This window comes from Desulfosoma caldarium (genome assembly GCF_003751385.1).
Lineage (GTDB): Bacteria > Desulfobacterota > Syntrophobacteria > Syntrophobacterales > DSM-9756 > Desulfosoma > Desulfosoma caldarium.
This window is the reverse complement of record NZ_RJVA01000012.1, coordinates 296,963-320,945: the sequence shown is the minus strand read 5'-3', so window position 1 is coordinate 320,945 and position 23,983 is coordinate 296,963. Positions and strand designations below refer to the sequence as shown.

22 protein-coding genes and 1 tRNA gene are annotated in these 23,983 nt (G+C 56.0%); 17 read left to right on the top strand and 6 right to left on the bottom strand.

The window, feature by feature from the left end:
• Positions 1–48 precede the first annotated feature (48 nt).
• The 14 genes from EDC27_RS09630 (at position 49) to EDC27_RS09565 (ending at position 14,382) form a co-directional block, all read left to right on the top strand.
• Complete coding sequence (locus tag EDC27_RS09630; protein ID WP_123290400.1) at positions 49–573, top strand: OmpH family outer membrane protein; 525 nt, start codon at positions 49–51, stop codon at positions 571–573.
• A 23-nt stretch (positions 574–596) separates the two neighbouring features.
• Positions 597–1,682 (top strand): UDP-3-O-(3-hydroxymyristoyl)glucosamine N-acyltransferase, encoded by a 1,086-nt coding sequence (lpxD, locus tag EDC27_RS09625; protein WP_170161734.1) that lies wholly within the window; start codon positions 597–599, stop codon positions 1,680–1,682.
• Positions 1,666–2,094, top strand: coding sequence for a 3-hydroxyacyl-ACP dehydratase FabZ (gene fabZ, locus EDC27_RS09620; protein WP_211334851.1), 429 nt, complete (start codon positions 1,666–1,668; stop codon positions 2,092–2,094). The genes lpxD and fabZ overlap by 17 nt, the downstream gene beginning before the upstream one ends.
• 27 nt (positions 2,095–2,121) lie before the next feature.
• Positions 2,122–2,895 carry an acyl-ACP--UDP-N-acetylglucosamine O-acyltransferase gene (lpxA, locus tag EDC27_RS09615; RefSeq protein ID WP_123290398.1) on the top strand — a complete coding sequence of 258 codons (774 nt, stop codon included), beginning with the start codon at positions 2,122–2,124 and terminating at the stop codon, positions 2,893–2,895.
• A 51-nt stretch (positions 2,896–2,946) separates the two neighbouring features.
• A complete protein-coding gene (lpxI, locus tag EDC27_RS16535; protein WP_245994427.1) occupies positions 2,947–4,836 on the top strand; it encodes a UDP-2,3-diacylglucosamine diphosphatase LpxI domain-containing protein in 1,890 nt (629 codons plus the stop codon).
• On the top strand, positions 4,833–5,963 hold the full coding sequence (gene lpxB, locus EDC27_RS09605) for a lipid-A-disaccharide synthase (protein ID WP_123290397.1): 1,131 nt from the start codon (positions 4,833–4,835) through the stop codon (positions 5,961–5,963). The genes lpxI and lpxB overlap by 4 nt, the downstream gene beginning before the upstream one ends.
• Before the next feature lie 20 nt (positions 5,964–5,983).
• Entirely contained in the window at positions 5,984–7,705 is a 1,722-nt protein-coding gene (gene msbA / locus EDC27_RS09600) for a lipid A export permease/ATP-binding protein MsbA (protein WP_211334850.1), read from the top strand.
• The gene (locus EDC27_RS09595) at positions 7,656–9,053 is read left to right on the top strand and encodes a 3-deoxy-D-manno-octulosonic acid transferase (protein ID WP_123290395.1); all 1,398 of its coding nucleotides are present in this window, start codon (positions 7,656–7,658) and stop codon (positions 9,051–9,053) included. Before msbA ends, EDC27_RS09595 begins: the two co-directional genes overlap by 50 nt.
• A 58-nt stretch (positions 9,054–9,111) precedes the next feature.
• The gene (locus EDC27_RS09590; RefSeq protein WP_245994425.1) at positions 9,112–9,384 is read left to right on the top strand and encodes an HPr family phosphocarrier protein; all 273 of its coding nucleotides are present in this window, start codon (positions 9,112–9,114) and stop codon (positions 9,382–9,384) included.
• A 152-nt stretch (positions 9,385–9,536) separates the two neighbouring features.
• Positions 9,537–11,336 (top strand): phosphoenolpyruvate--protein phosphotransferase, encoded by a 1,800-nt coding sequence (gene ptsP / locus EDC27_RS09585; RefSeq protein ID WP_123290393.1) that lies wholly within the window; start codon positions 9,537–9,539, stop codon positions 11,334–11,336.
• Positions 11,337–11,359: 23 nt separating this feature from the next.
• Positions 11,360–11,848 (top strand): SsrA-binding protein SmpB, encoded by a 489-nt coding sequence (gene smpB / locus EDC27_RS09580; protein ID WP_123290392.1) that lies wholly within the window; start codon positions 11,360–11,362, stop codon positions 11,846–11,848.
• A gap of 215 nt (positions 11,849–12,063) precedes the next feature.
• Positions 12,064–12,151, top strand: a tRNA-Leu gene (locus EDC27_RS09575).
• A gap of 465 nt (positions 12,152–12,616) precedes the next feature.
• The gene (locus tag EDC27_RS09570) at positions 12,617–12,955 is read left to right on the top strand and encodes a P-II family nitrogen regulator (RefSeq protein WP_123290391.1); all 339 of its coding nucleotides are present in this window, start codon (positions 12,617–12,619) and stop codon (positions 12,953–12,955) included.
• Positions 12,956–12,996: 41 nt separating this feature from the next.
• Positions 12,997–14,382 (top strand): ammonium transporter, encoded by a 1,386-nt coding sequence (locus tag EDC27_RS09565; RefSeq protein WP_211334849.1) that lies wholly within the window; start codon positions 12,997–12,999, stop codon positions 14,380–14,382.
• Positions 14,383–14,500: 118 nt separating this feature from the next.
• Here the strand turns inward: EDC27_RS09565 and secF are convergent, their stop codons facing one another.
• The 6 genes from secF to EDC27_RS09535 all read right to left on the bottom strand — a co-directional run bounded on the left by secF (position 14,501) and on the right by EDC27_RS09535 (position 20,090).
• Positions 14,501–15,571: a protein translocase subunit SecF gene (gene secF, locus EDC27_RS09560; RefSeq protein WP_123290389.1), complete on the bottom strand. Its 1,071-nt coding sequence runs from the start codon at positions 15,569–15,571 to the stop codon at positions 14,501–14,503.
• An 18-nt stretch (positions 15,572–15,589) separates the two neighbouring features.
• Positions 15,590–17,185 (bottom strand): protein translocase subunit SecD, encoded by a 1,596-nt coding sequence (secD, locus tag EDC27_RS09555; RefSeq protein ID WP_123290388.1) that lies wholly within the window; start codon positions 17,183–17,185, stop codon positions 15,590–15,592.
• A gap of 69 nt (positions 17,186–17,254) precedes the next feature.
• On the bottom strand, positions 17,255–17,617 hold the full coding sequence (gene yajC, locus EDC27_RS09550) for a preprotein translocase subunit YajC (protein ID WP_123290387.1): 363 nt from the start codon (positions 17,615–17,617) through the stop codon (positions 17,255–17,257).
• An 84-nt stretch (positions 17,618–17,701) separates the two neighbouring features.
• Entirely contained in the window at positions 17,702–18,826 is a 1,125-nt protein-coding gene (gene tgt / locus EDC27_RS09545) for a tRNA guanosine(34) transglycosylase Tgt (protein WP_123290386.1), read from the bottom strand.
• A gap of 10 nt (positions 18,827–18,836) precedes the next feature.
• Positions 18,837–19,892 carry a tRNA preQ1(34) S-adenosylmethionine ribosyltransferase-isomerase QueA gene (queA, locus tag EDC27_RS09540; RefSeq protein ID WP_123290385.1) on the bottom strand — a complete coding sequence of 352 codons (1,056 nt, stop codon included), beginning with the start codon at positions 19,890–19,892 and terminating at the stop codon, positions 18,837–18,839.
• Positions 19,893–20,090 (bottom strand): DUF2065 domain-containing protein, encoded by a 198-nt coding sequence (locus tag EDC27_RS09535; RefSeq protein WP_123290384.1) that lies wholly within the window; start codon positions 20,088–20,090, stop codon positions 19,893–19,895.
• 138 nt (positions 20,091–20,228) lie between these two features.
• On the opposite strand from EDC27_RS09535, the gene alr reads away from it, so the two are divergent.
• From alr to EDC27_RS09520, 3 genes are all read left to right on the top strand, one after another.
• Positions 20,229–21,359, top strand: coding sequence for an alanine racemase (gene alr, locus EDC27_RS09530; protein ID WP_123290383.1), 1,131 nt, complete (start codon positions 20,229–20,231; stop codon positions 21,357–21,359).
• A 74-nt stretch (positions 21,360–21,433) separates the two neighbouring features.
• Positions 21,434–23,107, top strand: a complete 1,674-nt coding sequence (gene argS / locus EDC27_RS09525) for an arginine--tRNA ligase (protein ID WP_123290382.1) — start codon at positions 21,434–21,436, stop codon at positions 23,105–23,107.
• A gap of 50 nt (positions 23,108–23,157) precedes the next feature.
• Positions 23,158–23,904, top strand: a complete 747-nt coding sequence (locus EDC27_RS09520) for an SPOR domain-containing protein (RefSeq protein ID WP_123290381.1) — start codon at positions 23,158–23,160, stop codon at positions 23,902–23,904.
• The last annotated feature ends 79 nt before the right edge of the window (positions 23,905–23,983 follow it).

Genomic DNA, 23,983 nt, shown 5'->3' with positions numbered 1-23,983 from the left:
CCAAACGAGCGTGTTGCCCAAACTTAGACATGGGAGGTTAAGACACTCATGAAGTATCGTCTATTTTCCGTCGTTCTGTGCCTGGTGAGCCTTTGTGTGTGGAATCCATCTGCCCGGGGTGCTGATGTTAAAATCGGCTACTTTGATCTTCAAGCCGTTCTTGACCGCTCCCAATGGGGCCAGGAAGTAAAAAAAGAATTCAACACCAAGAAAGCGCAACTGGAAGCCGACGTGCAAGCCAAGGCCAAAGAATTTCAGGAAGTTAAGGAATCTTTTGAAAAACAACTCAAGATGATGGATGAAAAATCCAAGAAGCAAAAAGCTCAAGAGCTGCGACAGATGCAGATGGAAGGCGAAAAGCTTCTTATGGAAAGCAATGCGGAACTCAACAGATTGTCGCAGCAGTTGACCAAACCCCTGATCGATAAAATCATGGACATCGTGCAGACCATCGGCAAGAAGGGAAAATACGATTTTATCTTTGAAGCTCAAAAAGCCGGTTTGGCGTATGCCAACGAAAAGAGTGACTTAACCCAGACCATCATCAAGGAACTGGACAAAGTCAAGCGATAAGACTTGAGGAAAGGCTGTGCGGCGTGGAAAAAAAGCGTTATCGCCTTTCGGAACTGGCCCAATTGCTTGATGTGACCTTGAAGGGAAACCCCAATCTGATCGTTGAAGGGGTCGGGCCCCTGGAAACGGCAGGCCCCACACAGATCACTTTTCTAGCCAACCCCAAGTACAAAGCGAAACTGGAAAGGTGCCGCGCGGCGGCGGTGATCGGGGATGCCAGTTTGGAGGATGTGGGGCTGCCTGTTCTGGTCTCTTCGAATCCGTATTGGACCATGGCCAAAGCCGCCCAGCTCTTCTATTCCCCTCCGGTGTTAAATCCAGGCATTCACGCCAGCGCTCTCATATCCCCTGAGGCCTTCGTGGCCGAGGATGCCTCCGTGGGTCCGTGGGTCCATGTGGGTCCCGGTGCCTCCATCGGATCCGGCACGCGCCTCTACGGCCATGTGTACGTAGGGGCTGGCGTGACCATTGGCGCTCAGTGCCTGATTTATCCGCATGTCACCATTCTGGACGGATGCCGGTTGGGAAATCGCGTGATCATCCACTCGGGAACGGTCATTGGAAGTGACGGCTTTGGATTTGCCCAGGACGCTGAAGGTCGTTCCACGAAGATTCCTCAGACGGGCATCGTTCAAATCGACGACGACGTGGAAATCGGCGCCAATTGCACCGTTGACCGAGCCACTTTCGGGCGGACCTGGATTCAGGAAGGGGTCAAAATCGACAACCTGGTCCACATTGCGCACAATGTGACCATTGGTCGCCACAGCCTTCTTGTGGCGCAAGTGGGCATTGCCGGCAGTGTTACTTTGGGAAATCATGTGGTCCTGGGAGGCCAAGTGGGCATTGCGGGCCATGTGACGGTGGGCGATCGCGTGCGCATCGGGGCTAAGTCCGCCATTTCCCATTCGGTGGAACCCGGCCAAGATCTGTTGGGCATTCCGGCCATGCCTCAAAAGCAGTGGCTGCGCCACTACGCTGCTTGGCTGAGGCTTCCTCGATGGCAGCAGGAATTGGCGGCCCTTCGAGACCGTGTGCGCTCTTTGGAGGAGGCCTTGGGCAGGACCTCGAAACCATGCAAGGATGCGGGCCATGGAAATGAATGCTGAAGAAATCCTCAGAAGACTGCCTCATCGCTACCCTTTTCTCCTGGTGGATCGCATTCTGGAAATGAAAGAAGAAGAAATCACGGGGTTAAAAAACGTCACCCTGAACGAGCCTTTTTTTCAAGGACACTTTCCAGCCCATCCCGTCATGCCCGGTGTGCTCATCATGGAAGCGCTAGCCCAAACGGGTGGTGTTCTGGCTTTCGCTCTTCGCGAAACGGATTCTCAGGGCGTGGTCTATTTTATGGGCATGGACAAGGTGCGTTTTCGACGCCCTGTGCGTCCCGGCGACCAGCTCATCCTGAAATTGAAGCTTTTGCGCCGCAAAGGGCCCGTCTTCAAAATGAAGGGGGAAGCGTATGTGGGGGATGAACTGGCTGCCGAAGGCGAACTTCTGGCAACCATCGAACCTTAACCGCTCAAAGGAGGATGGAAACTTCACATGGATATTCATCCCACGGCCATTGTGGATCCCAAGGCGGAACTGGCCGACGATGTGGTCGTCGGCCCCTACGCCGTCATCGGCCCTCATGTGCGGATCGGCTCGGGAACATCCATCGGCTCTCATACGGTCATCGAGGGTTGGACCGAAATTGGTGCCAACAACCGCATCAGTTCTTTTGTCTCCATCGGCTTCCCTCCCCAGGATCTGAAATACAAGGGGAGCCCTACCCGGCTCGTCATCGGCAACGGAAACACCATTCGAGAATACGCCACCATTCATCGAGGAACGGAACACGGCGGTGGGGAAACACGCATCGGCCATCATAATTTGATCATGGCCTATGTTCACGTGGCCCATGATTGCATTTTGCACAATCGTGTGATCATGGCTAACGCCGCTATGCTGGCGGGGCATGTGGTCATCGAAGACGACGCGGTCATCGGCGGCTTTGTCGCCATTCATCAATTCTCGCGAATCGGGACCCATGCCTATATCGGAGCGAAAGCCGGCATTAAAAAGGATATACCTCCGTATATGCTCGCCACCGGTTACCCCGCAAAACTCTACGGACCTAACCTTGTGGGCTTAAGAAGAAAGGGTTTTTCCACCGAAGCCATCCAAGGACTGAAAAAAGCTTATCGTATCATTTTCCGCAGTGGCCAAACCTTGTCGAAAGCCATTGAGGAAGTGCGCCGAGAGGTGGGAAATGTGGCGGAGGTGGAAACCTTGCTGCGGTTCATTGATGGCACGCAAAGGGGCATCACCCGCTGAGGTGTCCAAGCCACGCGCTGAACACGATTCGCTCAAGAGACTTATCACGCCATGGTGAAGGGGACTTTGATCGGACTTATCGCCGGGGGCGGACAATTTCCGCTCCTTTTTGCTGAAGCCGCCAAGGAAGCGGGCTACCAGGTGGTGGCCGTAGGCTTTGACGGGGAAACGGACCTAGCCCTTGCTTCCCATGTGCACGCCTTTCATCTGCTCAAGCTGGGACAGCTCAATAAGCTCATTCGCATTTTTCATAAAGCCGGCATCACGCGGGTGGCCATGGCCGGGTCTATCAACAAGACGCGCCTTTACGCGAAAATTCGACCGGACTGGAGGGCCTTTCGGCTGCTGGCCTCCCTGCGCAACAAGAAAGACGATCATCTGTTGCGATCTTTGGCGGGGGAATTGGAAAAGGACGGCATTCGCGTCGAGCCGTCTACCCTGTTTCTGCCCGGGCTTTTGGCCCCGGAAGGCCTTCTAACGCGACGGCATCTCAACGCTCGGGAACAGCGCGACGTCCTTTTTGGCTGGGACATGGCCAAGGCCGTTGGCCATCTGGACATCGGCCAGTGCCTGGTGGTCAAGGACCAGGCGGTGCTGGCGGTGGAAGGGATGGATGGAACGGATGAAACCATTGTGCGAGGCGGGCGTTTGTGCCGACAAGGGGCTGTGGTCATCAAAGTGAGCAAGCCCATTCAGGATTTGCGCTTTGATGTTCCGGCGGTGGGTTTGCAAACCATTGAGACCATGCGCACCGTCAAGGCCCGGGTTCTCGTGGTGGAAGCCGGCAAGACGCTGATCTTTGATCGCGAAAAGGTTGTAGAAGCCGCCGATCGCTATGGCATGACCATTGTGGCCATGGCGGACCCTCCATCGGGGACCGAAACCAAAAGTCCTGAGAAAAATCTTCTCGGCTCTAGTTCGGCCGAAGCGACTTTAACCCCCAAACCTGTTCCGGTCATTCGTGCGGCCCAACCCGGCGCGTTGCGCACCGCCGTGATCGGTGTGGGATACCTCGGCACGTTTCATGCCGAAAAATATGCCCGCCTCGAGGAAGCGCAACTCGTGGGCGTTGTGGACATTGACCCCGCAAGGGCTGAGCGGTTGGCGCGGCGGCTGGGTTGTTTAGCCTACACGGACCACCGGGATCTCATGGGAGTGGTCGATGCTGTGAGCGTCGTCACCCCAACACAGCACCATTTTGCCATCGCTCGAGATTTCCTGGAAGCCGGCGTCCATGTGCTGGTGGAAAAACCCCTGACGAAGTCTCTGGAAGAGGCGCAGGAACTGGTGCGGCTCGCCGAAGCCAAGGGCATGGTCCTGCAAGTGGGGCACCTGGAACGCTTCAATCCCGCCTTCAAGGCGCTCGAACCTTATGTCCGCAACCCTCTTTTTCTCGAAGCACACCGGCTGGCTCCGTTCAACGAAAGAGGTCTGGAAGTGGACGTCATCTTGGATCTTATGATCCACGATTTGGACGTGGTACTGCATTTAGTTCGTTCCCCGGTGGTAACTTTTTCGGCCTCCGGCGTGCCGGTCCTCAGTCGGCTTCCGGACATTGCCAATGTGCGGTTGGAGTTTCGTAACGGGGCTGTGGCCAACCTTACGGCCAGCCGAATCTCCATGAAAAACATGAGACGGCTGCGCATTTTTCAGGAAAACCGATACCTGGTTGCAGACTTCAGCAATCGACGTGCCTACTCCTTCTTAAAAGAGGACGAGCTGGACGAAAGCGGCTATCCCGAAATTACCATGGAAGAACTTGATGTGGACAACCGGGATCCTCTAGAAGAAGAAATTCGATCCTTTCTTGAGTCCGTGCGAACGGGATCCGCTCCCGTTGTCAACGGCCGCCAAGGGATGGAAGCGGTGCGGCTGGCCTTGGCCATTTCCCAAAAGATTCATGCCCGGATTCAGTCACTTCAGGGCAAGGGCGCGGAATGAAAAGGCTGAGGATTTTTGTCAGTGCCGGAGAAGCGTCGGGAGACTTGCACGGCTCGCGCTTGGTGACGGCCCTTCGAAAGAAAAATCCTTGGACGCACATCGACGCCATGGGCGGCCCTCAGTTGCGGGAGGCCGGGGCGCATCTTTTGGTCGACTACCGCGACCTGGCCCTGATCGGTGTCCTGGAAGTCTTTTCCAAAGCCCGTCTTTTGTACCGGGCCTTGAGGAACGTTCGCCACTATCTTCGGCAGGCGCGTCCGGATCTTGTCATTCTCATCGATTTTCCCGACTTCAACTTCCGTGTCGGGCGCACGGCCCGTTCCCTGGGCCTGAAGGTTTTTTACTACATCAGCCCTCAAGTGTGGGCCTGGAGGTCCGGACGGATTCGATCCCTCAAGCGCTTCGTCGACGCCATGGCCGTCATTTTGCCTTTCGAAGAAGCCTTTTATCAACAGCGGGGCATGACCGTGCGTTTCGTGGGTCATCCCCTGGTGGATGAAGTTCGTGGCGTGGAAGATGCCGCCACGTGCCGGCGCCTCTTGGGTCTACACTCAGAACCCGTGATTTGCCTTCTTCCGGGAAGCCGATCAGGAGAAATCAGAACCTTTCTGCCGATACTTGTGAACGCGGCCGAGCGGGTGCGTCAAGCCTTTCCTTCCGCTGAAGTCATCCTCCCTGTTGCGCCCGGTCTGGATCGAACCCAGGTCTTGGCCATGCTGGAAAAAAGTTCTGTGCCGGTGCGATGTATTCATCAGGACACCCATCGCGCCATCCGCGCCTCCCATGTGGCCCTGGCTGTCTCTGGAACGGTCACCTTGGAATCGGCCCTTCTGGGCACGCCCTTAGTGGTCGTTTACAAGGTTTCGGCGCTGGAATATCATGTGGCTCGGCACGTTCTGCGCGTGCCCCATATTGCGCTGCCCAATGTCATTCTAGGGCGCCGCGTCTGTCCAGAACTTCTTCAGCATGAAGCGTGTCCGAAACGCCTTGCTGAGGAAGCCATGCTTTTGTTGAAAGATTCGGAACGCGCTGCCGATCAGCGCCGCTGGTTTGAACGTCTTGCCGACGTGTTGGGAGAACCCGGCGCGGCGGAACGCGCAGCATCCATGGCCTTGGACTTATGCTGAAAAAGGATTCTCAAACCCGTATGGCTTTGCGTCACATGGTGAGCCTTCTGCGGCCCCATTGGCGCCGCTTGGCATTGGCCGCCTTTTGCATGCTCCTGGTCTCCGGATCCACAGGCGTCACGGCTTACCTCATCAAACCGGCCATGGACGAAATCTTCATCAACAAAGACAGGTTCATGCTGAGCCTGTTGCCTGCGGTGTTTCTTTTGGTTTCGCTGGTCAAGGCGATCAGTGACTGGGGAAGCACGTATTTTTTGCAATCTGTTGGGCTTCGCGTGGTCGCCGGGTTGAGACAAGAGCTCTTTGAACATATCCAGGGTCTGTCTCTGTCCTTTTTTGACAAGGCCAGCACCGGCACCCTCATGAGCCGCATCACCAATGATATCAAAGAAATTCAGGTGACCGTGCATCAGGCGGTGTCGGGATTAATTCGTGACACCGTGACCATCATTGGCCTGATTTTCGTAGTCTTTTATCAAAATTGGAAACTGGCCAGCATTGCCGTGGCGGTACTTCCCCTGGCCTTTTTCCCTCTGGTTCACTTTGGCAAGAAACTGCGCAGGCTGGCTCGCCGAGGCCAAGAAAAGACGGCGCATCTCAGTGTGGTGCTTCATGAGTCCTTTACAGGCGTACGCACCGTCAAGGCCTTTGGCATGGAAGATCACGAAAAGGAGCGTTTTGCGCGACAAAACCGGTCAGTTCTGCAAAATCAACTCAAAACCCTGCGTATTGACGCCCTTTCCAGTCCTTTGATGGAATTCATTGGAGCCATCGCTATTTCCATCATCATTGCCTATGGCGGGTTTCAGGTAATTGGAGGAACCTCCACACCGGGCACCTTCTTTTCCTTTCTCGGAGCCCTCATCATGCTCTACAAACCGGTTAAGAGCCTGAATAAGCTCAACAGCACGTTGCAAAAAGGCATCGCCTCGATTGTACGCGTTCAGGAAGTCCTCTCGCAAAAGAGCGACATCGTCGATCGGCCCGGTGCCGTGGAACTTGCTCGAGTGCGCGGCGCCGTGGAATTTCGCCATGTGTCTTTTGCCTATGACTCCGTGCCCGTGCTCCATGACATCTGCCTCAAGGTGAACCCCGGGGAAGTGGTCGCTCTGGTGGGCAGTAGCGGGGGAGGCAAAACTACTCTGGTTCACCTCATTCCACGCTTCTACGACGTGACGCACGGTGCTATTCTCATCGATGGAATCGACGTGCGGGATGTGACCGTGCGTTCCTTGAGGCGCCATATCGCCATGGTGACGCAGCACAGCTTTCTTTTTAATGACACGGTGCGCAACAACATCGCCTACGGTGACCCGTCTAAATCGGAAGAGGACCTCCTTGCCGCAGCCAAAGCCGCCTATGCCTACGACTTCATCTGCCAATTGCCTCATGGCTTTGACACCGTGGTCGGAGAGCAAGGGGTGATGTTGTCTGGAGGCCAAAGACAGAGGATTTGCATTGCGCGGGCTCTTCTCAAGGACGCTCCCATTCTTATTCTGGACGAAGCCACGTCCGCTCTGGACAGCGAAGCGGAACTGGAAGTTCAGAAGGCTCTGGAAAACCTCATGCAGGGCCGCACCACCTTTGTCATCGCGCACAGGCTGTCAACGGTCAAGATCGCCCATCGCATCCTCGTGTTGCGTCACGGGCGCATCATCGAAGAAGGCTCGCACCACAGCCTGATGGAACGCCATGGCGAATACCGGCGACTTTACGACATTCAGTTTCAGCAAGCCGATTGAGAGAATTGCGCAAAGGCCTTTTATGGAACCATGGCGCTTTGTTTACAATGTGGCGCTGAGCGCTTCGTGGCCCCTTTTGTGGCTCTATTATCGCCTGCGTCAGGCAACGTCAGGTAAGTACGCCTCGTCCCACCGATATCGGCTCGGACTTGAGCTTCCACAAAACTTGGACACGCCTTCTTCACCGGTCTGGATTCACGCCCTCTCGGTGGGCGAAGTTCTTTCCGCCGCGCCCCTCGTGCACCAGATTCGATCCAGGCGCCCGCAAGGGTCCATCGTCTTTTCGGCGGCCACGGAAAAGGGCTTCGCCGTGGCTCAAAGGGAATTAGGCCCGCTGGTGACCACAGTGTTCTATCTCCCCCACGATCATATCTGGAACATGATCCGGTTGGTTCGCCGGGTGTGCCCGGCTGCTTTCATTCTTGTTGAGACGGACCTGTGGCCCAATCTTCTCAGGACCCTCAAGAAAAGGCATGTGCCTGTCCTCATGGTCAATGCGCGGCTCTCTTTGCGATCCTTTGCCCGTCACCGGCGCTTTCGACTGCTCAGCCGTTCACTAATGGCATTTTTCGATCGAATCTATGTACAGTCCACAGACGACGCCCGCCGATTTGCCGCGCTCGGCGTTCCAGAGCCGCGACTGCGCGTGGCCGGGAATCTGAAGTTCGATCTTGCTGTGTTGCAAAAACAGAAATATGCCCAAAGCGCTTTCAGACCAGCCTTGATTCTTAAAGAAGGCCGACCTTTGTGGATTGCAGGAAGCACTCACGACGGCGAAGAAACCACGTTGCTCAGAGCACACCGAAGCCTTTTGCGCCACCATCCAAGGGCTCTTCTGCTTCTGGCACCGCGCCATATTGAAAGAGGTGCGCGCCTGGCGGCGCTTTGCGACGCGCTGGGCTTGCGCTGGGCTCTGAGAAGTCGCGGGAATGGGGTCGATGCCGCCCAGGTCTTAATTCTGGATTCCATCGGGGAACTGGCTTCCCTGTATCCTTTGGCGCAGGGCGCCTTTATCGGCGGCAGCCTAGTGCCTTTTGGAGGGCACAATCCGTTGGAAGCCGCCGTTCACGGTGTGCCCTGCTGTTGGGGGCCGCATCTTGACAATTTTCGAGAGATTGAAAGCTTTCTTCTTCATCGGGGATGCGGACGACGCGTTGAAGGGGAAGGGGGCCTTTTGGGCTTTCTTCTCGAAGTGCTGGACTATGGAGTGTGGTCTCTGAGTCGGCGCAACCTATGCGCGCTCAGCGTGTGCAATCAGGCCGGAGCGGCCTCCGTGATCGCTCGAGATGTGATAGCGCTTACGGCCGAAGGCGGCGTCACCGTTGACGCGGTCAAGCCTTTGTGCTAAGAAGCACTCGTAGTTTCAAGACAATTCACGGCAACACATGGAGGCGCTTTGGAATTCGGTGGCCGAAGTCGAACAGGATTTCATCGTTCCCAACCGATTGGGTTTTCATGCGCGGGTTGCAGCCAAGATTGTAAGGGTGACCACCCAGTTCCAAGCCGACGTCTTGATCGTGAAGGATCATACGGCCGTGAATGGCAAGAGTATTCTTGACATTCTGAGTTTGGAATGCCCAAGAGGGACCAGGGTCAAGATCATTTGTCGAGGCGACGACGCCGAAGAGGCCCTTCGAGCGCTCGCGCATTTGTTCCAGTGTCATTTTGGGGAAACCTAGCACTTCAATTGATCCCCACGGGACGGCCCACCCATGAGTTTGACCGAGATGACCGAAGGCCGGGGCGCACTTAAAAAGCCCCAGCGGTCCACTCGGTTTTTTCTTGTGCGCGGGAACTCAGGGGAAGAGCTTGTGAGGATTTGGGCATAAGCATGGACAAAGAACCCATCCATTTAAGGGGATTTGGGGTAAGTCAGGGAATTGCCATCGGCAAGGCGTTCCTTGCCGAAGAAAACCACATTTCCCTTCCCCTTTATACCCTCACCGGCGACGAAGACGTGGAGCAGGAATGCCTTTTGTTTCAAGAGGCCGTCGCCAAGGTGGAACAGGACCTTGAAAAGACAAAGCAATCCATTCACGGCGAATTAAAGGAGCACGCCCACATCTTGGATGCGCATCAACTCATTTTGCGGGACCCTTTCTTTTACAACCAGACCCTAGAAACTATCCGTAAGGAACGCCTCAATGCCATGCTGGCTTTGAAGCGCTCCATAAGAAAAATTTCCGACCTCTTTGCGGCCATGGACGACGATTATTTGAAAGGTCGTGTGGCCGATGTGAAGAGCCTGGGAGACCGCGTACTGCGTCACCTGGCGGGCCAAAAATCCAGCGGTTTTGATGACATTCGAGAGCGTGTGGTGATCGTGGCCCGGGACATTTCGCCGGCAGACGCCATCCGCATTCAGCTGGAAAAGACTTTGGGATTTATCACGGATACCGGGGGCCGCACGTCGCATACGGCCATCATTGCGCGAGCCCTGGGCATTCCGGCCGTTGTGGGCGCGGAAAAAGCCACCAGGACCATCGGCACGGGCGATCTCGTCATTGTTGACGGTGCCAGCGGACGCATCATCGTTCACCCCACCGATCAGCAAATCGCTTTTTATTACGAACTCCAAGATGCCCTAGAAACGTACCTCAAGAATATTACCCGCAAGGCCCATTTGCCCGCGGTGACCTTGGACGGCCGAAAGATTCGCGTGGAAGCGAATATCGAACTGGTGGAAGAAGTGGTGTCCGCCAAGGATCACGGCGCCGAGGGGATTGGCCTTTATCGCACGGAATTCGCCTACTTGAATCGGGAACGTCCGCCGGAAGAGGAAGAGCTCTTTTTGGAATACAAGGAACTGGCCGAACTCATGGCCCCGGCTTTTGTGACAATTCGCAGCTTGGACTTGGGGGCGGAAAAACTGGGCGCGTGGATGCCGCCCATTGAACAGGAAAACCCCGCGTTGGGCCTTCGAGGCATTCGCTTGTGCCTGCAGCATAGGGAATTCTTTAAGACACAGCTTCGAGCCATTCTGAGGGCTGGAGCCGTTTCGCGAAATATTCGCCTCATGTTTCCTCTGGTTTCAGGCATGGGTGAGCTGCTTCAGGCTAAGGCCGTCTTAGAGGATGCCAAGAAGGAATTGCGCCGGGAAGGCAAGGCCTTTGACGAGGCCATGGCCCTTGGGGTGATGATCGAGGTGCCATCCGCCGTGGCGGTGGCCGATGATCTGGCTCAAGAAGTGGACTTTTTCAGCATCGGCACCAACGACCTCATTCAGTATACTCTGGGCATCGACCGCGTCAATCCGCACGTAGCCCACCTTTATGACCCGCTGCATCCGGCGGTGCTGCGGCTCATTCGGCACGTGGTGAGCACCGCTCATGATGCTGGCATCCCCGTCACCATTTGTGGTGAAATGGCGGGAGAACCCCTGTACATTCCTCTACTTTTGGGGCTTGAACTGGATAGCCTCAGCATGAATCCTCAGGCCATTCCTCGCGTCAAGAACCTGGTGCGACGATCCACCCTGGAAGAATGCCGTCGGTTCGTGCAACAGACTTTGACCCTTACCACGGCCGGCCATATTCGAGACACATTGCAGGAGTTGGTGCTGAGGGTTTTCCCAGAAGAGTTCAAGTTCTTTGATCCTCAGGCTGTGAGGCCCAATTCGCGGGCTGCCTGAGGAGCGGCATACAAGGTTTGGTCATGAAAAAGGCATTAAATGCCTCCAAGAGCGGCATCAAAATCGTTTGCCAAAACAAGAAAGCTTTCCATGATTATGAAATCATCGAAAGCCTGGAAGCCGGTATGGTGCTCACGGGTACCGAAGTCAAATCGCTACGCGAAGGCCGAGCTAATCTCAAGGATAGCTACGCTCGTATCAAGGGAGGCGAGATCTGGCTTCATGATTTTCACATCAGCCCATACCCTCACGCCTCCTACAACAACCATGAGCCCGAAAGAACGCGAAAGCTTCTTTTGCACCGCCGTGAAATTCGCCGCCTTGCCGGCAAGACTCAGGAAAAGGGGCTCACCCTCGTGCCCCTAAAGGTCTATTTTTCCAAGGGAAAGGCCAAAGTGGAAATAGCTTTGGCTCGCGGCAAGAAAGAATACGACAAGCGCGAGCGAATCAAGGCAAAAGAAGAAGCTCGAGAAATGGACCGACTTCGGAAAAAGTACAACATCGGGTCTTGACCCGGTACCTATCCCCCACCGACCCTATTATAGGTCCTTTTTGGGCTCGTTTTGTGAAAGCGCCGCACGGCGCAAAGCTTCTTGTCGGCTCGCGGAGATCCTCCATTTCCCTTTCTCTCAACTCTGTTCTCCACCTCATGGACGCCGACCGGATCACGGCCCCGGGACTTTTCCTTGACAGCATCAGGCTCCATTTCTTAATATGCTGTCGCCTCGCCGGAGTGGTGAAACTGGTAGACGCGCTGGACTCAAAATCCAGTGGGCCTCGCGCCCGTGAGAGTTCGAGTCTCTCCTCCGGCACCAGAAACTCCGAGGGAAGTGGGTATCCCCACTTTCCCTCTCGAATTTCCCCCACCAAAGCTGCGAACTCTTCAATAACAATCCGCCGTATTAAATCGTTTCGCTACGGGATTGTCTTTTTACCCTCCCCCAAGTGCGAATTATGGTGACCTCGAACTGGCTTAACCGCTCTTTCTTCCATCACACACCCCCTTTTGCTGACCAAATCGACTGCTTATGGCTGGTCCAGTCCAGGGTCACGATACCTTGACCTTCGATTTTCAGAACGGAGTGCTCGCACAAAAAAGTGCACCGTCCCGTGACGAAGAACAATTTTGTTTCACTTTCATCCAATCAGTGGAAATTAAAATCACACGACGATCCCTTCTTAGTATGTAACTTCGATAGCTTACGAGAATCTTGGCGATCATGGCAAGGGTTTTGCCCTGAAACTGGGCCACACGCTCACCAAAAGGGGAGGTTGCAGCCATGATCAAGATTGAAGCCATCATCAAGCCGTTCAAGTTGGGTGACGTGCAGCAGGCCCTGTTGGCTTTGGGCGTCCAGGGCATGACGCTCATGGAAGTCAAGGGCTTTGGGCGACAGAAGGGCCATGTGGAGCTGTACCGGGGTGCCGAATATCACGTGGATTTTATCCCCAAGCTGCTTCTGACCGTCGTGGTCGCCGACGAGCTCGCCCCGTCCGCGGTGGAGGCCATTCGGGAAGCGGGTCGTACGGGAAAGATTGGCGACGGCAAGATCTTCATCAGCACGATTCACGATGCCATTCGCATCCGCACGGGAGAAAACGGAATTCAGGCTATTTAATGGTTTGGGCAGAGCGTCTTTCATTGCTGAAGGAGAACACCATGTTGATCAAAGCTTTATTTTTTGCCGTATGGCTTGTCGCCTCAGTCACGGTCGAACCCGTTCTGGCCGATGAGCCCACGGCCGCCGATGTGCAGACCCATTTGAACTACGTGTGGACCTTAATAGCCGCGACCCTGGTCTTTTTTATGCAAGCGGGCTTTGCGCTGGTGGAAGCGGGCTTTACGCGGGCCAAGAACTCAGTGAACATCATGATGAAAAACCTTATGGATTTTGCCCTTGGCACCCTGGGCTTTTGGGCCGTCGGCTTTGGCCTCATGTTTGGACGCAGTCTGGGCGGCTGGATCGGCACCTCCGGCTTCTTCCTTTCCGATTACAGCCCGGGCGGTGATCCTTGGGTGCTGGCGTTTTGGATGTTCCAGGTGGTCTTTTGCGCGACATCAGCCACCATCGTCTCGGGAGCCATGGCGGAGCGCACCAAATTTGTCGCTTACCTGATCTACTCTTTCGTCATCAGTGCCTTTATCTATCCCATCTTTGGAAGCTGGGCATGGGGAGGCCTTTTAAACGGCAAAGGCTGGTTGGAGAATCTGGGCTTCATCGATTTTGCCGGATCCACCGTGGTCCATTCCGTGGGTGGCTGGGCGGCCTTGGCCGGCACCCTGGCAATCGGGCCGCGCATCGGCAAGTACGACGCGCAGGGACGCCCTCGAGCCATTCCCGGCCACAATCTTCCTCTGGCCACTCTGGGGGTCTTCATCCTGTGGATTGGCTGGTTCGGTTTCAATCCCGGATCCACCACTGCGGGCATCCCAGACGTCGCGTGGATCTTCGCCAACACCAATTTGGCCGCAGCTGCCGGCGTGGTGGGTGCGCTCCTCACTATCTGGTCCATCGCCAAAAAGCCCGACCTCACCATGACCCTGAACGGCGCCCTGGCGGGCCTCGTGGGCATCACGGCCGCGTGCAACAACGTGAATCCGGCCAGCGCCGTGTTGATCGGCTTGATTGCGGGTATACTGGTGGTTGTCTCCGTTTTGTTCTTCGATAGAATTCGCATCGATGACCCAGTGGGCGCCATTTCAGTTCACGGTGTGTGCGGCGTGTGGGGAACTATGGCCGCGGCCATTTTCCATATCGAAGGATTTTCGTTGGGGCAGTTGGGAGTGCAGGCTCTGGGAGCAGCGAGCGCCTTTTTGTGGACCTTTCCCACGGCTTACCTCACTTTTCAAATGATCCGTGCCACGGTGGGTCTGCGCGTAAGCCCCGAAGAGGAAATGGACGGTTTGGATGTGGGTGAACACGGGGAAAGCGCCTATCCTGATTTCGCCTTGGCGACCGGCATTTCGGCGGGCTTCATGCCCAAAGGCGCCCCAGGCGGCACGGTCTACGCCCCAGCGTCCACGCCGGTTCATGCCAAGGGCTGATCGCCCTGTCAAATGACCATGGCCGTTGATGACGAGGAGCTCAACGGCCATGGTTCGCACACCGGTGCGACCTTGCAAAAAATGCCACGAAATGGCCAGAAGACAACCGAGCTGCCCGTCACGCGGGCCGGTGAACTGAAGTTTTTCGGCCCGATCCTGACATGTCCTGATAGAGAATCAGCAGAGGGCTTGCGACAAAGATGGATGAGTAGGTGCCGATCAGAATACCGATCAGTAAGGCAAAAGCAAAATCATGAATGACGTTTCCGCCGAGAACAAAAAGGAAAAAGACCACGAAAAGCGTGGTGCTGGAAGTGAGCAGTGTGCGGCTGAGGGTTTGGTTGATGCTGCGATTGACTAACGCTTTGAAGTCAACCTTTCGGGATGCTCGACGATTTTCCCGAATGCGGTCGTAGACGATAATCGTGTCATTCAAGGAATAGCCCACGATGGTCAGAAGGGCAGCCACAATGGTGAGGTCAAATTCCTTGTTGAGCAGGGCAAAAACGCCCACGGTAATGAACACATCGTGAATCAGAGCAACCAGCGCGCCCAAGGCATACGAAAGCTTGAGGACCCAGCAGAGCACCAAGGTAATCATCAGGGCACCGATGATCAAATATGTCATGGACAGACCCGTCAGTCCCAGAAGATTGACCCCGAGCAGCAAGACCGCGGCCATGACCCCGCTGGTGCCCCATTTCAATTCAAAACGGCCGGAAATGTAGAGGGCAATAAAGAGCAAGGCATAATAGATGGCGAGCAAAGCCTTCTGCCGCAGGTCCTGTCCCACTTTGGGGCCCACCATTTCCACCCGTAAAATGGTCGCCTTGCCCGGGCCAAAGACTTGGTCCAGGCGGCTTTGGACGTCGTCACTGACCCTTTTAGCCTTTTCTTCACTGATATCCGAGCGAATGATGAATTCGTTGTCGGTTGCCGTCCCTACCCGCTGAATGGCGCTTTTGCCGATGCCCAAATCCTTCAGGGCGTCTCGTATGGCATTCGGTGTCGTCCTTTCCGAGAACTTAACTTGAATAAGGGTGCCTCCCGCAAAATCAACCCCCATATTCAACCCGCCACGCGCCACAATGGCGGCCAGTCCCAAAAAGATCAGAAGGCCGGAAAAAATCATAGCCTTCATTCGCATGCCTACAAAATTGATGTTGATGTCCGGTCGAATGAATTCCATAGGCGGTCGAGCCCCTCGCTAGATACTCAGTGTCCTCATGCGTTTTTCAATGAACAGATAGTCGAACAGGAGCCGTGTCACGACAATGGCCGTAAAGAGACTGGCCACGATTCCAATGCTCAGGGTCACGGCAAAACCTTTCACCGGACCCGTCCCGAACTGGAACATGACCAAGGCGGCAATGAGGGTCGTGATGTTGGCATCCAAAATGGTCAGAGTCGCCCTGGCATAGCCCGCATCCAAAGCCGCTTTGGGCGTCTTGCCCAGCCTCATCTCCTCGCGAATGCGTTCAAAAATGAGCACGTTGGCGTCCACCGCCATGCCGATGGTCAAGATGATGCCGGCGATGCCGGGCAACGTCAGCGTAGCCTGAAAAGCAGCCAATCCAGCCAAAATGAGCAAGACATTGAGCAGCAGAGCCACATCGGCCACAACTCCGGACAGTCGATAGTAAAGAATCATGAAAAGCACAACCACCACGGCGCCCACGAGCATGGAAAGGAATCCTTTGCGAATGGAGTCCGCTCCCAGCGAGGGTCCCACGGTTCGTTCTTCCAGAATGACTACGGGCGCGGGTAGTGCACCGGCTCGAAGCACGATGGCCAGATCTCTCGCTTCTTCCATGGTAAAGGATCCAGTGATGCTGGCCCTTCCTCCGGAAATTCTTTCTTGAATCACCGGCGCCGAATACACGACGCCGTCCAAAACGATGGCCAGTTGTTTCTTGACGTTTTCCCCTGTGATGCGCTCAAAGATGCGCGCGCCCTGAGGGTCAAATTCCAGCGCCACATACGGCGTGTTGTACTGGCTGTCGATGCGCACATTGGCGTTGGTGATGTATTCGCCGGTGAGCAATGTTCGATCCTTCAGGGCAACCTTGCCTTCCACCGTACGGCCCGTGTTGGTATCCACGCGCCGCATGGGATAGACTTTCACCCCCGCTGGCAGGGTCGTAGGATCGGCGTGGGGATCCACCCCTTCGGCCACCAGCTTGAACTCCAACACCGCCGTTTTGCCAATGAGTTCCAAGGCGCGCTGGGGATCTTTGATGCCCGGTAGCTGGACCAAAATGCGGTTTTTCCCCTGAGGCCGAATGTCGGGTTCGCTCACCCCGAATTGATCGATGCGGTTGCGGATCGTTTCCAAAGCCTGCCGCACGGCCAGTTGGCGAATGTGTTCCGCATCCTTCTCCTTCACTCGACACAGGACTCGAAACCCTTCAGGTGTCTCTGAGGCTTGCATCCATTCCAGTATGGGAAATTCCTTGTCCATCAATGCCCGCAGGCGGTCTCTGTGGCTTGCGTCTGCAAGCTGCACCGCCACATGCCCATCCTGGGTTCGCTCTATGGCACGAAAGCCGACCTTTTCCTTGCGAAGCAGTACTTTGATTTCATCACTCAAACGGTCCAGCGTTGTCTTGACCGCTTCCTCCGCTTGAACTTCCAGGACCAGATGCATGCCTCCCTGCAGGTCCAACCCAAGATGTATCTTGTCATTGGGCAGTACGCCATGCCACCACCGAGGCAATGAAACGGGCAGGGACGGCAAGAGATAGACAATGGACGCACCAAGCACCAGAGCCACCAGAACGGCTCGCCATTTCAGGCCTTTCAACCCGTATCCTCCTGCGCTGGAAAATGCCTGAAAATATGTGAAGCAAATAAGACCGATTCGGGGACGATCCTAGGCCTTATCCTCGCCTTTTTCCTGGGCTTCACCGCGGGACAGCAGGCCGGCAATGTAGCCTCGCTGCACCTTCACGCGCACCTTGTCAGCGATTTCCAGCGTGACCACGGAATCGGTCAGCCCCGTGATGCGGCCATGAATGCCCCCCTGCGTCATGACCACGTCGCCCCTGCGAAGATTTTGCAGCATCATTCGATGCTCTTTTTGGCGTTTTTGCTGAGGCCGAATGAGAAGAAAATAAAAGATCACCACCATCAGGATCAATGGAAGAAAAGCCGTGAGACCCCCTCCGGCCCCTTGGCCTCCTGCAGTTTGCTGCCCTGCTGTTCCCATCGCATGGGCCATGCTCACCCAGTTCATCGACTCCTCCGTTTCCGTTGCCGATTAACAAAAAAAGACCCCCTTGAGACAATCGAGCCTTTAAACGATATTTTGGGCTCAATGTCAATCGGCTATCGGTTCTTCAACACAGCGCCGTGCATAAAATTGCCTGCGAAATTCCTCAAAACTGCCCCGCATCACGGCATCTCGAATGGATTCCATGAGGGTCAAAAAGTAATGCAGGTTGTGCAGTGAGAGGAGCCGATACACCAGGAGTTCTTTGGCCATAAAGAGATGCCTCAAATAGGCGCGGGAAAAGGTGCGGCAGGTGTAGCAGGTACATGCCGCCTCGATGGGTTCTGGATCGTCGGCGTATCGGCTGTGCTTGATTTGAAGGGCTCCCCGGGATGTGAAGACCATGCCGTTTCGAGCATTGCGGGTGGGCACCACGCAGTCGAACATGTCAATGCCGCGCCACACCCCCTCCACCAAGTCTTCCGGCATGCCCACGCCCATGAGGTAGCGCGGTTTGTCGTGAGGCAGATCGGGGACCACCGTCTCCAACACGTCCAGCATGACCTCCTTAGGTTCCCCCACCGCCAGGCTGCCCACGGCATATCCGGGAAAATCCATGGCCGTGAGCGCCTCCACGCAGGCGCGCCGCAAGTCCGGAAAAACCCCGCCTTGGACGATGGCAAAGAGCAACTGGTCCTCTCGTGTGTGTGCGTTCCGGCATCGTCGCGCCCAGCGCACCGTTCTTTCCATGGACGCCTTGGCATAGTCCCGAGTCACGGGGTACGGCGTGCATTCGTCAAAACACATGGCGATGTCGGATCCGAGAAGCTCCTGAATTTCTATACAGCTCTCCGGAGTGATGCGGTGTCTCGACCCATCAATGTGCGACTGAAATGTGACACCATCCTCATCAATGGTGCGAATGGTGGCGAGACTGAAGACTTGAAAACCTCCACTGTCCGTCAAGATCGCCCCAGGCCACGCCATAAAGGCATGCAAACCACCCAGCCGGGCGATCCGTTGGGCTCCCGGCCGCAATGATAGATGATACGTGTTTCCTAGGATAATGCGCGCCCCCAAGGCATGCACCTCATCCGGAGACAGGGCCTTGATGGTGGCTTGCGTTCCCACGGGCATAAACACGGGAGTTTCCACGGGGCCATGTGACGTGAGCAGACGCCCGCGGCGCGCTCGGCTCTTGGAATCGACAGCCAAAATTTCAAACGGGTTCATCGACGTTTCCTTACACAATGAGCATGGCGTCCCCATAGCTGAAGAAGCGGTATTGCCTTCGAATGGCTTCCTTGTAGGCGGCCAGTATCTTTTCGCGCCCAGCAAATGCCGAGACAAGGATAAGAAGAGAGGTTTTCGGCAGATGAAAATTGGTGATCATGCCGTCCACAACACGAAAACTGTATCCGGGATAGATGTAGTGGTCGCAGGAGCCTGAGACGGGCGTGACCGCGCCGTAGCGGCAGGCGGTCCATTCCAGCGTGCGCACCACGGTCGTGCCCACAGCCAGTACCCGCCGCCCTTGCTGCTTGGCCGTCTGAATTCTCGCGGCCGCTTCCTCGCTCACGTGAACCACCTCCGAATGCATGCCGTGGTCTCGAATATCTTCCGTGCGCACCGGGGCAAAGGTTCCGAAACCCACATGCAAGGTGATGCACACCAGTTCCACGCCGAAGGTTTTCAGAGCCTCAAGAAGTTCCTCGGTGAAATGCAAGCCTGCCGTCGGCGCCGCCACCGCGCCGGGCTCCTGCGCGTACACCGTTTGATAGTCCGTGCGGTCTTCCTCTCTTTCTTCAGTTCCGGCTCTTCGAATGTAGGGCGGCAGGGGCACTCTGCCCTTTGCTTCTAGAAATTCCAACAGGTTGTCATGATCAAAGGAAACCAGGACTTGGCCGTTTTCAAAACGTTGGACCACCTGAGCCGTCACGTGGCCTTCCACGAGAAGCCGCAGCCCCTCCTTGGCGGGCTTCGACGACTTCACCAGGCATCGATAACCCTTGGCCCGTCCTTCTTCCGGAGGCTTATGGGGATCCAGTACGAGCAGTTCCACGCGGCCACCGGTTTCCTTGACCCCGAGAAGACGCGCGGGAACCACTCGGGTGTCGTTCATGACCAGCACGTCGCCCGGCCGAAAATAGGAGGGAAGATCAACGAAACGGCGATGTTCTATCATTCCGGTAATCCGATGCAGCACCATCAGCGCGCACCGGTCCCGTTGAGGGCTTGGCTTCTGCGCCACCAGGTGTTCCGGAAGGTCATAGTCGTAGTCTTCCAGCCTGTAGCTCATTCACGGACCTCCATGGCGCCGGCCCAGGTGCACCAGAATCAGGCCAAGAATCATGGCAGCAGCACCTACAGTCCTGAGTTTTCCCGAAGGAAGCTTGAGGATTTCCTCGATCCATCGTTTCATGCGATCCGGAAACGCCAAGTACGGCAGCCCTTCTAAGAAGAAAAGAAGCCCTAGTGCCGTCAGAAGACTCTCCATGTCGAAAACTCCCCCCGCACGAGAGAAACATCCCGTGAGAATATCTTGGCACAAAAGCCTGGATCGCCTATCATGCTTAGTAGTTTCTGTAAAGAGGCTGAGCCGTGAGGGGCATAGTGGGGATTTCCTGGTGGGTCCATGGCGTTGAACTGGGTGGAAATCGATCTGGCGGCCTTGAGGCACAATTTCGCGCAGGTGCAACATTGCGTCGGTTCTCGTACCGCAATCCTCGCGGTAGTCAAGTCCGATGCCTACGGCCATGGCATGATTCCCGTGGCCAGAGAATTGGCTAAAGCGGGTGCGCATTTTTTTGGGGTGAGCAAATGCTGGGAAGCCCTGAAACTGCGTTCAGCGGGCATTCGGCAGCCCATTGTGGTTCTGGCCGGCATGGAAGCCGAAGATGCCCCCACCGTCATCGCTTATGACCTTCGCCCCGCCGTCTACCGGCTCGATCACTGCCGCCTGCTTGACGAGGCGGCTCAGCATGCCGGTAAGGTGGCCCGCATTCACCTCAAGCTGGATACCGGCATGGGACGGCTAGGGGTTCCCGTCCGGGATCTGGAACCTTTTCTCGATCAGATGGCCAGCCTGAAGCATGTGCACGTGGAAGGGGTCTTTTCCCATCTGGCCACAGCCGATGAGGCCGACAAGACATTCAGCAAGGAACAAATGGCTCGGTTCCGAGGCGCGCTTCAAAGGCTTCACGATCGCTCCATTACCTTTGAATATGCCCATATTGCCAACAGCGGCGCCGTGCTTGACATTCCCGAAGCCCACGGACAACTGGTGCGCGCGGGCATTATGCTTTATGGGTCGCCGCCTTCCGAAGACATTCAGTCGCCGGTACACCTTCGGCCCGTCATGGCGTTGAAGACGAAAATCCTTCAGGTTAAATGGGTGCCATCAGGCCATAGTATCGGCTACGGGCGCACTTTCGTGTGTTCCCGACCCACACGCATCGCCACCATCGCCGTAGGCTACGACGATGGGTATCCCCGCGCGCTGTCTAACCGAGGAGAAGCCCTGGTGCATGGGGTCCGTGTGCCCATTGTGGGGCGAGTGTCCATGAATCTCATCACTTTGGATGTCACCCATGTTCCCGGGGCCGCCCCGGACGACGAGGTCGTCCTTTTGGGAACTCAGGGAACCGAACGCATTAGCGCCGAAGAAATCGCCCAAAAAGCCCACACCATCAGCTACGAAATCTATTGCGCCATAGGAAAAAATCCGCAGCGCCTCTTTCTCAACAGTTCAGGTCATCTTGCATGAGGCGCCGCAGCGCATTATAAAGGCACGCCTCGGTTGGAAAGAACCATGTTTCCTTTTGAAGGAGGACATCGCTCATGTATCTTGTTCGATCCCGGCTCCAGGCCATGATCCACCATGCGGTTCAGTCGCTTTTAATCCAATATGGCTTGAATCATGATAAAGATCTCGCGCCGGAACTGGAAATTCCCAAGATTCCCGAACACGGCGATTACGCCACCAACGCCGCCATGACCCTGACCCGAGTGCTTAGAAAAAATCCCAGAACCATCGCTCAGGATCTGGTGGACCGCATGGAAGGCCGCGAAGACCTCGTGGCCAGAACAGAAATTGCCGGACCCGGATTCATCAACTTTTTTATTCGCCCCGACGCATGGGCCGGCATCTTGCAGGCCGTTCATGAGGCCAAAGAAGACTTTGGCCGCCAGGATTTCGGCCGAGGCACACGGATTCAAGTGGAATTTGTCAGCGCCAACCCCACAGGCCCTCTTCATATCGGCCACGGTCGAGGAGCCGCCGTCGGGGACGTTCTGGCCAACATTCTCAAGACCTGCGGTTACGCGGTGGACAAAGAGTATTACATCAACGACACGGGCAAGCAGATGGACACGCTGGGCCGCAGTCTCTACCTGCGCTACTTGGAAAGCCTGGGAAAACCCGTGGACTTTCCCGAAGACCACTACAAGGGCAATTACATGAAGGAGCTGGCCCTGGAAGTGGTGGAACGGTTCGGCGATCGGTATGCCTCGGTTCCCGAAGACGAGGCGCTGCCGTTCTTTTCGCAATACGCCGGAGAACGCATTTTGCAAGGGATTCGAGAGGACCTGGAGGCTTTTGGCGTTGTCCATGACGTGTGGTTCAGCGAACGGACGCTCCATGAAAACGGTGCCTTGCAGCGGACCATCGAAGCCTTGGAACGCAACGGTATGATCTACGAACAGGACGGGGCCAAGTGGTTTCGCAGCACGGCCTACGGCGATGAAAAGGACCGCGTGGTGGTTCGGGCCAACGGCATCACCACCTACTTCGCTGCGGACTTGGCCTATCACCAAAACAAGTTCGAGCGAAACTACGACGTGGTCATCGACATTTGGGGCGCCGACCATCACGGGTATGTGCCCCGAATGATGGCGGGAGTGCAAGCCCTGGGGCGCCAAGCTTCGGACCTTCGCATTATCCTCGTCCAACTGGTCAATTTGCTTCGTGGTGGAAAACCCGTGGCCATGTCCACGCGAGCCGGAGAATTCGTGACGCTGCGCGAAGTGGTGGACGAGGTCGGCAAGGACGCCGCTCGGTTCCTGTTCCTCATGCGCCGATCTGACAGCCCGCTAGATTTTGATCTGGAAACGGCCAAAAAACATAGCAACGAAAACCCCGTCTATTACGTTCAGTACGCCCACGCGCGACTGTGCAGTGTGTTTGACGTAGCTAAAGAAAGAGGTGTTCCCACGTCGTGGCCAACCCCTCCAAACCTTCAGCGCCTGACCGAACCCGCAGAATGGGAGCTTATGAAGCAATTGGGCGAGTTTCCCCATGTTCTGGAGATGGCGGCTCGAAACCTGGAGCCCCACCGCATCCCCTATTACCTTTTGGAGCTGGTGGCCGCTTTTCATAGCTATTACAATCATAATCGAATTATCGGCGAGGACCAGGAACTGACACAAGCTCGGCTTTACTTGGCCGACGCCGTGAGAATGGTCCTTCGAAACGGGCTTGCCGTGCTAGGAGTTTCCGCACCAGAAAAGATGTAACAGGTCAAGGACACCGGCTTGCGAACGCGGGGACGTGAGGAGTGCCGCCCATGAGCCGCCTCAAGGATCGCACCCGACAGTACGAGGAAGAAAACGATCCTCGCTGGATACGTATCCACCTCACGGGGTTCCAAGCCTTTCTCTGCGTGGTGGTTTTTTTTCTGTCTCTGAGCTGTGTGTTTGTCGCCGGGGTCCTAACCGGTCGAGGGGTTTCCAAAGAATCACGGGAGGCCCTGACCGTCACGGGAACCTTTTATCGCCTGCTGGGGTTGAAATCGGCTGAGGATGAACCCGTGGACAACGCTTCTGAAACCTGGATCCCCCCCGAAAAGATTCTTGCCTCCCTGGAATCTGAAAAAGAATTGATCTCCAGCCAGAAACCCGCACGCAGCGCGCCGCTTCGACTCCCCGCGGCCCCTGAATCCTCCCAGGTGTCTTCTCCCCCCATGGTCAAACCCAACCTGACAGAGCACCCCGTGCCGCCCTTGACGGCCCATGAGGGGCCTTCGGATTCCGGCCCAAAGGCTTCCACGTCCACCGAAGCCTACACGCTCATGGTGGCTTCCATGCGCCGTGAAGAAAACGCGACGGCCCTAGTGGAGCGTCTCAAGAAGAAAGGCCACAAGGCGGCCGTGGAAAAGATTGCCCTGAGTGACCAAGACGTGTGGTACCGAGTGATTCTGGGGAGCTTTGATTCCCGGCAAAAGGCTCTGGAATACGCCGCGCGCCTCAACAAGGAAGAAAACCTTCAGGCTATCGTCATTCGCCGGGAAGGTACCAGTTCCGGGGGCAATTGAGAAGCTGTTTCCAAAGTGGTCCCATGGGGTCATCGCCTCAATGCGCCACGGGGGCGCACTTACGTTTCGCGCCGCCCCG